General features: G+C 69.6%; 14 protein-coding genes. 5 read left to right on the top strand and 9 right to left on the bottom strand.

Annotated features, from left to right (window positions below; genetic code table 11):
* Window positions 1-28 precede the first annotated feature (28 nt).
* The 5 genes from OIU81_RS41680 (at window position 29) to OIU81_RS41660 (ending at window position 2,285) form a co-directional block, all read left to right on the top strand.
* Window positions 29-244: a hypothetical protein gene (locus OIU81_RS41680; protein WP_329156275.1), complete on the top strand. Its 216-nt coding sequence runs from the start codon at window positions 29-31 to the stop codon at window positions 242-244.
* Between the two features lie 107 nt (window positions 245-351).
* Complete coding sequence (locus tag OIU81_RS41675) at window positions 352-786, top strand: hypothetical protein (RefSeq protein WP_329156272.1); 435 nt, start codon at window positions 352-354, stop codon at window positions 784-786.
* Entirely contained in the window at window positions 783-1,478 is a 696-nt protein-coding gene (locus tag OIU81_RS41670) for a hypothetical protein (protein WP_329156271.1), read from the top strand. The genes OIU81_RS41675 and OIU81_RS41670 overlap by 4 nt, the downstream gene beginning before the upstream one ends.
* A 267-nt stretch (window positions 1,479-1,745) precedes the next feature.
* The gene (locus OIU81_RS41665) at window positions 1,746-1,886 is read left to right on the top strand and encodes a hypothetical protein (RefSeq protein ID WP_329156270.1); all 141 of its coding nucleotides are present in this window, start codon (window positions 1,746-1,748) and stop codon (window positions 1,884-1,886) included.
* Window positions 1,887-2,063: 177 nt separating this feature from the next.
* The gene (locus OIU81_RS41660; protein ID WP_329156269.1) at window positions 2,064-2,285 is read left to right on the top strand and encodes a hypothetical protein; all 222 of its coding nucleotides are present in this window, start codon (window positions 2,064-2,066) and stop codon (window positions 2,283-2,285) included.
* Between the two features lie 984 nt (window positions 2,286-3,269).
* On the opposite strand, the gene OIU81_RS41655 is transcribed toward OIU81_RS41660, so the two are convergent.
* From OIU81_RS41655 to OIU81_RS41615, 9 genes are all read right to left on the bottom strand, one after another.
* A complete protein-coding gene (locus OIU81_RS41655) occupies window positions 3,270-4,253 on the bottom strand; it encodes a hypothetical protein (RefSeq protein ID WP_329156267.1) in 984 nt (327 codons plus the stop codon).
* On the bottom strand, window positions 4,225-4,575 hold the full coding sequence (locus OIU81_RS41650) for a hypothetical protein (protein WP_329156265.1): 351 nt from the start codon (window positions 4,573-4,575) through the stop codon (window positions 4,225-4,227). The genes OIU81_RS41655 and OIU81_RS41650 overlap by 29 nt, the downstream gene beginning before the upstream one ends.
* 75 nt (window positions 4,576-4,650) lie before the next feature.
* Window positions 4,651-5,142, bottom strand: coding sequence for a hypothetical protein (locus tag OIU81_RS41645; protein ID WP_329156263.1), 492 nt, complete (start codon window positions 5,140-5,142; stop codon window positions 4,651-4,653).
* Window positions 5,143-5,269: 127 nt separating this feature from the next.
* Window positions 5,270-5,992 (bottom strand): VWA domain-containing protein, encoded by a 723-nt coding sequence (locus tag OIU81_RS41640; protein ID WP_329156261.1) that lies wholly within the window; start codon window positions 5,990-5,992, stop codon window positions 5,270-5,272.
* Between the two features lie 135 nt (window positions 5,993-6,127).
* Entirely contained in the window at window positions 6,128-6,508 is a 381-nt protein-coding gene (locus OIU81_RS41635; RefSeq protein ID WP_329156259.1) for an SsgA family sporulation/cell division regulator, read from the bottom strand.
* A gap of 378 nt (window positions 6,509-6,886) precedes the next feature.
* Window positions 6,887-9,199 carry a hypothetical protein gene (locus tag OIU81_RS41630; RefSeq protein ID WP_329156257.1) on the bottom strand — a complete coding sequence of 771 codons (2,313 nt, stop codon included), beginning with the start codon at window positions 9,197-9,199 and terminating at the stop codon, window positions 6,887-6,889.
* Between the two features lie 91 nt (window positions 9,200-9,290).
* The gene (locus OIU81_RS41625) at window positions 9,291-9,809 is read right to left on the bottom strand and encodes a hypothetical protein (protein WP_329156255.1); all 519 of its coding nucleotides are present in this window, start codon (window positions 9,807-9,809) and stop codon (window positions 9,291-9,293) included.
* 2 nt (window positions 9,810-9,811) lie between these two features.
* A complete protein-coding gene (locus tag OIU81_RS41620; RefSeq protein ID WP_329156253.1) occupies window positions 9,812-10,519 on the bottom strand; it encodes a hypothetical protein in 708 nt (235 codons plus the stop codon).
* Window positions 10,516-11,187 carry a hypothetical protein gene (locus OIU81_RS41615; RefSeq protein ID WP_329156251.1) on the bottom strand — a complete coding sequence of 224 codons (672 nt, stop codon included), beginning with the start codon at window positions 11,185-11,187 and terminating at the stop codon, window positions 10,516-10,518. The genes OIU81_RS41620 and OIU81_RS41615 overlap by 4 nt, the downstream gene beginning before the upstream one ends.
* Window positions 11,188-11,296: the final 109 nt, after the last annotated feature.

Below are 11,296 nucleotides of genomic sequence, written 5' to 3'. Positions count from 1 at the left end.
TTGGAAATACAGCTGTAGAGTTTTCCGTATGGACCACACCGCATCTGTTCGCCGCTCGGTCGCCGCCGCCCTCGCTACCCACGGCCCCCACATCGCCGGGGCGATAGGACTCGCCGTCATCGCGCTGATCGTGCTCCCCTTCGACGGGCCCGTCGCCCAATTCATCATCGGATTCGTCGCTGGAATCATCGGCGGCAGGCTCGGGCCGCGCGTGGCCGCGCGTCTGTCCGGCAGCAACAGCTGACCGCCCACACAACCGGCGGCAGGCGCCCGACGCCCCGCCACCTGATCGCCTCACCGGGGCGCGCACGAACCGCCATTGCGCCCCGGTCGGAAGGGAGATACAAGACCATGCAGATCAAGATGCCGTGCGGACTGGGGATCGGCCCCGGAGGACAGTGCAGCACCGGAATGTGCTTCAACGCGGCCACTCGCGTCCTGGAACACCACACCGACAGGGGTGTCTGGCGCTCGGGCGCGTACTGCCTCCCCTGCCTGGGCAAGCAGGTCCGGCCGGCTGCGGAGGTCGCAGCGGCTGACGCCTCGGACATCATCTACGGAAACACTGGCGGGACGAACGGACTTCCGGACGACCGGTGGAAGATCCGCGAGTTCGCCGCCGACGAACTCGCCGAGCTGGAGGCGATCCGCAGCGGCAGGCTCCTCAGCCTGTACGTGAGCCCCGGCAACTTCGTGTGGGCGTCCGAGGCGGAGGTACAAGCAGACCGCGACCGGCGCAACGCCGAGGAGCACGCCGCGCGCCACAGGGGCCCGCGCACCCGATGATCACCGAGAAACTGCCCTTGCGGGACACCAACGGACACGTCATCCCCCGATACGACGAGGCGGAGGTACACCGCTTCGACGACATGGAAGCCTGGGTCTCCGCCCCCACGGCCACCTGCACCGTCTGCGACAGCCACCCACGATTCCAGGTCGCGGGAAACGTCGTAGAGGTGCTGGACCCCTGCCCATACCCGAACGGCATCACCACCAAGATCGCCCTCAGCGTCCCGTCCGGAAAGCTCATCGTCACCGACACTCTGCGCCCCGTCTACTGGTGGGACCGCCACGCAGTCGCCGCCGACTACAACTCGACCCTCGGGCAGGCCCAGGCCGTGGAGGCCATGGCCGCACTCGGCTGCGCCTTCGGCCCGATCCTCCACGGCGCAGGCCTGTACCGCACGGGCCCGGACAGCTACATCATCGCCAACACGGATCTCGACGAGAACGACGACCCGTCGATCCCGGGGGCCACACGCCTGGCGAACATCAGCGCCGATGTGTGGACTTACTCCATCGCCGACTTCGAGCACTGGAAGGCCCGAGGTGGCGATCCCGCCAGCCTCGACAGCTTCGACGCCATCGTGGACGTGGCGCCGGGTGTGTACGAGTTCACCCACCACTCCGGGGAACGCTCGTTCGTCGGCGATGCCTCCGGCACGGTCATCTTCGCCCACGTCGAACGGATCGCCTGAGATACCTGCCACCCGGGGCGGCGAAATCGCCTCCCCGGCTATAGGGCCCCTGCTCCCGCGTGCACACGGGAGCAGCCGACCGTGCCGGCCCAGTGTCCTCCTGCGCTCGCGCAGGCTCTGGAGAGCGCGGGCGTTCATGCTGCTCGCCGAGAGGGGGCGGATTCACCTTCCCGATAATTGCTTAATTGGAATTACCGCCGTATGGTGTGAGTCCAGGGGCAGCAAGGCCGGCCCTCCCCGGAGAAGCCACGTTCAGGAGCTCGGATCATGAGGAAGTGCAGCCAGTGCGACACCAACAACGGTCCGCAGGACAAGATCTGCATGGTCTGTGACTCGCCGCTGCCCGCGTCCCGCGTTCGCATCAACCTCACCGGGCGCAAGAGGTCGCGGGGTGCTCAAGCCGGGTGATCCGGACGCGCCCCGCCGTCCGGGCGCGGCGCCCCCGGACGGTCCGTTCGGACAGTCCATGGCGAACGCCGACGCTCGGCCCGCAGCCGGGCGGTGAGACCGCCCCCTGAGAACATCTCCAGTGGGCATTCTGTGCGGGGCGGCGAATTCGCCTCCCCCGACTAGGAGGTACGCAGCATGAAGAGGTTCGGCGCCGTCCCAACCGCCCCGTGGCCCCGCTGGGCCCTCCTCCGGGGCGGACCGTGCGCCGCCGTCGCACTGGGAGTGATCGGGCTCGCGCTGGCAATGGGGGTGAATTCCACCCTGGGCACCGCGTTCGTGATCGTCGCGGCCGTCGGGGCCCTCTTCGCTTTCGTACTCACCATGCCCCGACGCAGCAGCGAGCGCGGGGAGGGGTGATTCTGCCCCCTCCCCGCCCTCCCCGCGCTCCACCCCTACCGATGGCCGCTCACTTCTGAGCGGCCATCGGTATTTCCAATTATGCAATCGCGCCCCTCTGCGGGCCGCCGCCCGCACCCCCGGTCGGCCGGACTCCCCGGCATCCGCCGAGCCCCACCGAACTGCCCCGGCCTCCGTCGAGACGTCAGCCAGAGCCTTCAACCGCCACCCCGAACCCCAACCCACTGCCTCACCCTCTCCGCGATCTCGTGCCAACCGTCCTCTCTCGTATCTGTGTCCAGTTCCATTCCTGCGTCGCTCTGCTCTGCTCTGCTCTGCTCCTCTGCTCTACTCCTCTGCTCCTCTTATTCCTCCTCCTCAACTCGCCGGCATCGCCCACCCGTTCTCGCATGCTGTTCCTGGCCAACTAGCCCTGTAGGGAAGTAGTCGGCGTTCCACAGTCCTTCGAATACAGGGTTTGACCTGGCCTTTTATCACCTGCAGAGGTCGGTCCCGGTGCGACCAGAGGCGCGACCAGAGGCGCGACCAGGAGCGCGACGAGAGGCGCGACCAGAGGCGCGACCAGAGGTGCGACCTCGTCCGGCCCGCCGCATACGGACGATCCACCGCCGTTGGTGCCCGGCGCCGGCTGCTTGTCTCGGGCGGGCTGGAGGCCCGGTTCACCCAAGGTGCGCGGTGTTCCGCCCGCCAGAGGGTGAATTTGCCTCCCTGGATCGCTGGGCGCAGGAGGTGAGGGTGAGATCGCCCCGCTGCCGTCGTGCGGCCACCGGGGCGATTCCGCCTCCCTCGTCAGTAAGGACGGTCCGTCTTGCCGGGGTGATCTCTCCTCCCTGCCATGCTCCGACGTTGGAGGGTGAATTCGCCCCTCCTGGAGGAGGGCGGAATCACCTCCGGCGTCCTGTCGGCGGCTCCACGGTCCGGGGGGTGATTCCTCCCTGGCACACGGCCGTGGCGGTCCCAAGGGCGGTGCTCCGGGGATCCGGATTATGCGGTGAGGTCGACCGGCTGGAGGCAGCAGCAGAGGTGACGTTCGCCGCGGCTGTACGTGTAGCCGTGGCCGTGGCACTCCGGGCAGTCCGGGTCGTGTTCCTGCGGGACACCGGCCGTGCAGTCGATCGGTTCGGCCCAGACGGGCACGAAAATGCCGTCGCCCTGGTCGTCCCAGGTGAGGGTAGCCATGACGATGCCGTCTCCGCCACAGCCGCCGGGGCAGTCCGGCTCGTGCGGTTGGTCGCCCTCGTCCTCGTCGCCGAGTGCTTCGAGATACGCCTCCAGCAGGTACTGGCGGGCGTTCTCTTCGGTCGTGCGGGGGTGCCCGTCGAGTTTTCGCACGTGGTGGCCGGCCTGAGCTGCTGCCTGCGCCGCAGCGCGGTCGGCGGGTGCGAGTGCGGCCGCGTTCCAGAGCAGGAGCCCGCGCGCCATGTGGTGTCGGCGCATCTGGGCGTACGCGTCCGTGGTCAGGCCGTCGTTCTGGCATGCCTTGGCCACGGCGTACGACCGGAGCGTGTCGCGCACGAGCCGGGACTCGGTCGGGTAGCGCCCGGGCAGGGCGGCGGGCTCGGCCTGCTGGTCCGCGGCGGGAGGCGGGAGGGCGGCTCGGGGACGGGGGCCGTGGTGCAGGTCGGCGTAGGTGGTGCGCAGATGGTTGATGCCGGAGCGGCGGGTGGTCGGCAGGTGGAAGCCGTCATGGGCGAGGAGTTCGGTCCCCAGCCCGCGGGCGGTGTCGTGGACTTCGGTGTCGCGTGCTCCTCGCAGGGCGAGGACGTCGTAGAGGGCGCCGAGGTGGACGAGGTGGGCTCGCCTGATCCAGTGGAGCTGGTCGTCGCGGTAGGTGTCGGGGTGTTCGTAGGTGTCGTCGCGCTGCAGGTTGGCCCAGCGGGCTTCGAGGATCATGCGCTGGACGGAGGCGCGTTCCTGGGCGTAGGCGGCGATGGCGTGTTCAGGCAGATGTGTCGACGAGGTGGCCACAGGTGTCGTTCCTGTTCGGTCGGAGGGAGTGGCGCGCAGGCGTGATCGCGGTGCAGGTGGTTGTGGTGATGCTGTCGAGCCGCCCCTGGTCGTCGTAGGACAGCTCGAGTTCGAGCCTTTGGTGGTCCGCGTGCGGGCGCCGGCAGAGGCCGCAGGTGCTGTGGGCGAAGTTGCCGGCACTGTGCGCGGCGAGTTGGCGGATGTCCCTGCGGCCGAGGACCAGGACGACGGGCCTGTCCTGTGTGGGGGCGCTGTCCGCGCGCGCCAGGTGCACGAGGAGCCCAGCGGGGCTGGGATCGGTCGGTGTCCGCGGGCTAGTCATCTGACCTCCGGTATCTGGCGGGTGCCGTGGATCGGCGAAGGGCCCGGCAGTACCGGGCCCTTCGCCGATCCAGGTTCAGAAGTGGTCGCCGACTTCGACGCTGTCGTATTCGTCGCGGGTGACGGTCTCCCAGTCGGTCTCGTTGCCGTCCTGCAGCTTCAGCTCCCACTTCGCGGGGGTCCGGTATCCCTTGAAGACGGGGACCGAGGTCGTCCCGCAGGGCGCGGAGGGGTTGCTCTTCCCCGGTGTGCTCGGGCTCGGGGCGGAGTGGGTCGGCTTCTGTTTGGAGGCGTCGCTGCGGGGCGGGTTCGACTTCGGCTTCGAGGTGTCGGTGCGCGGCGGCTTCTGCGCGTCGGGCTGGTCGTTGGAGGTGTCGGTACGCGGCCGGGGCTTCGGAGGGTTCGGCCGGGAGAGGCTGGTGCGGAGGGTCTGCGTGCGCGCGGAGCGGCACGCGGCCGGCCGTTCGACGTTCTCGTAGATCGGGCCCGTGGCGGCCCTGGCGCGCTTTTCGACGACCTTTCCGTGGTCCAGGTCGGTGGCGCCGCATCCGGTGAGGATCAGGGCCACGGAAAGTGCTCCTGCCGCGGTCATCGGGCGCAAGGTGGTGCGGTGCAACGTAGGTCCTTGAGGTCTGTGGCTGTTGTGGTCAGGCCGGTGGGCGGCCGTGCGGCGATGCACGGCCGCCCTGCACGTCTCAGGTGCGGGGAAGCCCCGTGACAAGGCGGTTGTAGAGCTCGGCGTTGGACAGGGCCAGCGGGTTGGTGCCGACGGCGCTGATGCCGGTGTTTCCGGGAAGTCGCCTGAGGAGGTCGAACTGGCGCTCCATGCCGAACGGGACGAACTGCCAGCGCACATTCTCGTGGGCGGTGGCATGGAGGAAGTCGCGGGTAGCTGATTCGTCCTGCGGTCCTCCGTCGGTCTGGAACACGACGAAGGCGGGGATCGATGCCTTGAAGGCCTTGGATCCACGGTAGTGGTCGAGGACCGCCTCCATGGCCGGGCGGTAGTGGGTGCCGCCCATGCGGCCCAGGGAGTTGTGGAGTTGGGCGATGCGGCCCTGGTGGGCTCCCAGGGCCACTTCCTCGAAGGCCTGCGGGCGTCGGAGCAGACGGCTCCGTGCGAGTGTGTGCATCTCGTCGGAAAAGAATCCGACCGGGACCGTGCCGTCGTCGTCGAGGTGCGCGGAGAGGCTGAGGATCTGGTCGCTCAGTCGCTGGACGGTTCCGTTGCCGAAGTACGGCTTCATGGAGAGGGAGCGGTCGATCACCAGGTAGACGGCGGCGCGCCTGCCGATGAGGTCGCGGTCTCGGAGACTGGTCTCGGCGTCCTTGTACATGTCGATGAGGTCGGGCGCGGTTCCGGCGACCTTGTCGAGGCTGATGGCCGACGTCTTCTCAAGGGAGTGGGTGGTGGGCATGGCGGACTCCTGGCTGGGGATGGTGGTTGGTCACTACTAGAGGTGTGCTTCGCGGCGTCCGTGTGACATCGCGGCGTGAAGTTTCTGGGGTGGAGGGGCCGTCACCCGTGGCGTCGGCCCCGTGTTTCCGTGCGGTCAGTGGGCCAGGAGTTCTTCGAGGATGCTGTCGATGTCGAGCGCGTCGGACTCGCTGCCTGCGGGGACCGCCTCATAGGTCTTGTCGAGCCAGGACTTGACGGGGGCCACCAGGCCTTCGAGGCGCGCGAATCCCTCGGGGGTCTCCAGCTCGATGCTGAAGCTGGGGTCCTGGGTGGTCCCGATCGGGGTGATCTTCACGTCCCCGATTCCGGCGGGTGCCGTCATACCCTGCGCCAGCAGTTCGCGGGCGAACGTCCACCGGACCACCTCGTCGGGCGAGATGTCGAAGGAGAGCTGGACGGCGTAGGGGTCGGCGCTCAGGTAGTAGAGCCTCACGGGCACCGGGACTCGCACGTCGTGCTCGGTCACGAGCGTCATGCGGATCTTCTTTTCCAGACCGGGAAAGCCCATGGATGATTCCTGTTCTTCGGCGTTGAGAGCCCGTCGGTGACGACGGGGGTGGGGCGGCGGAGGTGGCAACGCCCTGCGATATTCAAAGAGTACAGCAATATTTCCAATTAAGCAACACACGAACGAGGTTGATGCCTCTCCCCGCCCTCCCGGGCCCGGGCCCGGGAGCCGCTTCGCCGGCGAAGCGCTGAAAGGGCACGCAGGCCGGGGTGGTGGATCTTGAACGGCGGGATCGGTTCTCGCAGGCCACCATCGGTCCTTGATCACGTCGGGCATTGGCCTTGTTCGGCTGGGGCCGCTGATCACGGCCAATCAGGATCCGATGGGCGCCGATCAGCCGGCCATTCACCGCAGGGACTCGATGGCCTCCTCCAGTGCGGCCAAGTAGAAGCCGCGGGGCGCGCCGTCGATCTCCCTGATCCGCTCGGAGGTCAGTTCAACCTGCGCGGCGTCCAGTTCACGCCGTACGGCCTTGCCGAGCTCCCGGAGACGGTGGATGTCGCTCTTCTCGTCCCAGCGGCCCCACCGCTCGGCGTCGAGGGCCCGCAGGTGCGGGTGGAGCTGGTCGTAGGTGAGATAGGCCGGGTCCTTCTCAAGCATGAAGGCTCCGCGCAGGACCTGGACAATCGCTGGCAGTTCCTCGGGCCTCTCCTGGTGTGCAGCGGGTACGTCGGCGGCCAGGAGGTCCAAGAGCGCGCGCCATTCGGCGTCGAGGCCGGCCTCGGACAGGGTGAAGGTGAGGTCGGGCCGACCTGCGGCAGCGCGTTCGGCGCCGACCTTGGCCGCGTACTCCGCAGTGACCTCGCGGACCTTGTAGCGCACCGGGCGGTCGGGCATGCCGGGCAGGCCCTGCGCGTAGATCTGGCCGGCGTCGTTGACCTCGGTGTGCGTGGCCGCACGCAGAAGGTCGGCGCGGTAGCCCTCGGCGATCGCGCCGCCGCCCAGGAGTTCGGTGACGTCGACGCGGCGGCAGGAGCCGAGGAGCTTGCCGGACAGTTTCGGGCCGACCGCCTCGCCGAGCCAGTCCTTGGTGCCGAACTGGCTTCCGCCGACCACCCAGATCGCTTCCTTGCGGCCGACCAGGAGCAGCCGGATGAGCAGGCTCTTCGCCTGGGCGGAGAGCTGGGCCCACTCGTCGACGAAGACGACGATGGCGGGGTGCTCGGGCGAGACGCGCCACTTGTTGCCCCAGCCGTAGCGGGCACGCAGCCGGGCTCGGGCGGAGCACAGCGCGAGCAGGAACTGCAGGGTGGCGACGATCTTGTCGTCATCCATGCAGGCGTCGAGGGTGATCGCATCGCCGAGGTCCCCGACGCCGGTTCCGACCGGGTCGAGGTTGAAGGCGACGGCATCGTGGCAGGCGGTGACCACTTCGGCCAGCGCCAGCATGACGCCGCTCTTGCCGGCGCCGGAGTCGGCGACCATCAGCAGCATCAGCCCTGCGAGGGCGAAGGTGAGCTGCCGGGCGTCCATGGAGACGCCGTAGTCGGCCGGCTCGGTGATCGACATGGACAGCGGGGCGCGGTACGGGACGTCGCCGACGAGCTCCGGGCTGAAGGGAGAGCGCTGCATCATGCGGACGGTGCAGGCGTCTCCCGCGTCAGGATCACCTTCGATGAGCAGGCCGTTGCGGCGCAGCTTGAGCAGGGTGATCAGGCCCTTGTAGGTGTCGTCCTTGTTGAGGTCGTCGGGGGTGCCGGTGTTGAACGTGACACGAGCAGACCATCCCCAGGGCTCCCCGGTGACGTCGGTGACCTGGTCGACGTCCTGGCCTTCGTGCAGCAGGGCGCGGAGCAGGGCTTCGCCGGCCTCTTCGGTGGTGGATGCCTGGGCGATCGGGAAGGGGGTGTGGTCCTCCTCCGGGCCGTCGCCGCCTGGTGCGCCGGCCGCCGTGGCGTCCTCCGGCGCAGGAGGGGCCAGTTCGGGCAGCAGCAGGTCCTCGGGGATGGGCCGTTCGACGAGTTCAACGGGATGGTGGGTCAGCCACCACCCGCCTGCGGCGAGCATCGGGACAGCGGCGAGCAGACTCGCGGGGACGCTGGCGGCTGCGGTGCCCGCGGCGCCGAGGGCGGGAACGAGTGCGCTGAAGCGGCCGAGTGCCATCAGGGAGCGGGCCCTGCGGATCTGCTCCTCCGTGGGCTGCTCGGCGGCGAAGGGGACCGACTGGAGTGCGGTGAGACCGTTGCGGCGGCGGCGGATCTCCAGGCTCAGGTCGCGGATCCTCTGCTTCTCGGAGGCCTCGAGGCCGTACGCCGCGGCGTCTTCGAGCAGGCGCTTGAGCTTCTTCTCGGCTCGGCGGATCGCACTGCGGGCCTCTTCCCGGCGAGCCAGGTCGGCTTCCAGCGGCTTGTTGATGATCCGGCGTCGGATCTCGTCGTCGGACATGTAGCCGACGCGCAGCCAGTACCGGGCCGCGGTCAGGGCATGGCGCAGGCCGGGGAGGATCTGTCCGGCGATGGCGCCCGCGGCAGTGCGCGCGCAGTGGGCTACGCGCCGGGCAGTGACCCAGGGCCGCCGGCGGGTGCCAGGGTCGGCCGGCTGTGCCTGCGACTCCTGTTGGGGGCCGGGGTCGTCATCGTCGACGAGCTCGGCGAACACGAGCTCGCCGTACGGGGCGAGTTCCGTGCCGTCCGGCGGATCGTGGGGGCGGTGGTGCATGGGTGCGGGGCTCCTTGGGGCACTGGTGACGGGCCGGGCGCGGGCGGCCGTCCACGCACCGGGCAATGCGTGGACGACCGTCTACGGCCGGTCAGCCGCCGAAGATCCAGAGCCCGACGTTGTTGCCGGTCAGGGTGGTGGCGCTGACGATCACGCCCATGAAGCCGAGCGAGGTGCCGTAGCAGATGGCCACGACGGCCCCTCCGGCCATCTCCTTCCAGTCCGCGGGCTTCCCCTTCGCCGCGTACAGGCGGACGCCATACCAGACCAGGCCGCACAGTCCGATCGCGGCGCCGCCCGCGGACACAGGGGTTACTGCGGAGCGGGGCGGGTTCGCGTTGGCGGTGGCACCGGCGGCCTTCTCCACCGCTGTCTCACCTGCCACGTTCATGACCTGTCGCAGAGCTCCGGCGACCTCGCCGAAGAGGCCGCCGGAGTTCACCGTGACCAGCAGGACGAAGAAGAAGACCAGGACGAACGTCTTCCATTTCCTGAGCACCTTGTACTTGAAGCCGGCGACGACGGCCGTGGTGGCCATGGCGCCGAACAGCAGGGCCCCGAAAGAGGCGTTGGCGGTCGAGTTGTTGAAGAGGTCAATGGCGAGATACATGATCAGGCTCCGGCAAGAAGGTGTACGAGGGCGCGCCAGGTGAGAATCGCCAGGCCCGAGACGCCGGCCCAGATCACGGGGCGGGTGATGATCCAGCCGAGGCGGGAGCACGCGAAGCGCCAGGCCAGCCGCCCTGCGGACTTGGCCGCGGTCAGAGCGGCACGGCACAGCAGCCCGACAGCGCCGCCGACGATGGTTCCGATGCAGACCGCGCCGGCGAAGCCCAGGACGGCGCCTGCGGAGACCAGTGGTGCCGCGGGGCCGTGAGCCGTGAAGGCGTCGGCCACCCATCGCGAGGCGGGGGCCCCGTGGATGGGCACGACGTTGGCGACCGCGAGGCACAGGAGGTTGCGGCCGAGCTGCAGTCGGCTCCAGTCGACCTCGTTGCCCTCGGAATCGGTGCTATGCGTGCGTTCGATGACGGCAGCGAGCAGGTCTGTCCAGCCCAGCCCGAATGCGGCGCCGACGGCCTTTTCGACGCCGCGGCTGACTACCTCCGTGATGTCGAGGCCGGAGCCTGCGGCCGCGGTAAGGGTGTGGTCCGGTGGCTCGGGCGGAGGGACTGTCCCGGTAACGGCGCAGCGGGTCAGCCCGGGGTCGGCCAGAGTGCAGGTGTCGCTGAGCGGACAGCCCGGGCAGCAGCCGTTCGGGGCGGCGGCGGGGACGGTCTCCCCCTGCTCCTTCGACACGTTGATGTGCGGTGAGGTCATCGGTGGCCTCCCGCCTTGGCTGCCGCGGGAGCGGGGCCCGCGGCGGCGTGACGGGACGCGGCCGTCCTCGGCACCGTCGAGGCGCCGCCGACCAGGTACAGCCCCGGCCTGCGGGATCCGCCGTACGGGGTGCCGGCGACGCTCACCGCGGGCTCCGGTCGTCCGGTCGGTGCGCCTTCAGGCACGAAGGCCCAGTCGGATCTCTCGTTCGCATGCGCCTGCGGGGACGCGGTCGCGTCCTCGGTGGCCGGGGCGAAGCCCGGGGGCAACGCGGGCAGGCAGCTGCTGTACGGCCAGCGGGCCTCGCTTACCGTGCTGGTCGCGCGGAGCGCTTCGGCCGGCGGCGTGGCGCCGCCGGCCCGGAGCAGGCGGCGTGCCCAGGCCCGGTAGCGGCTGCGAGCAGCACGCTGGTCCCCTGAAGAGGAGGACATGTAGATCGAGTCCTCCCACTGCTGGCCCTTACGGGCGGCGCGCCGTACCTGCTCATGACGCCGTGCGCGGCGTGCCCGGTCTCCGGCCGCCTCCAGGCGGTCGGCGCGCTCGGTGGCGGACTCCCCGGCTCCGTAGCGGGCCCGGGCAAGCAGGTGGTCGTCGCCGACAAGCAGCCACTGCAGGCTGATCGGCCGTCGGCGACGGAACGGCCGTCCCTGGCCGGGGTGGTGGGTCATGATGTGCGGGCTCCCGATTCATGGAGTGGGGAGACCCGGCCGGGCCCTAGGAAAGCGGGCCGGGTCTCCCGGTTTTGGCGCTCGAGCCGGCAGTCGGCCGGAGCGGATG

The sequence above is a fragment of the Streptomyces sp. NBC_01454 genome, assembly GCF_036227565.1.
Lineage (GTDB): Bacteria > Actinomycetota > Actinomycetes > Streptomycetales > Streptomycetaceae > Streptomyces.
This window is presented reverse-complemented; position numbering and strand designations above follow the sequence as displayed.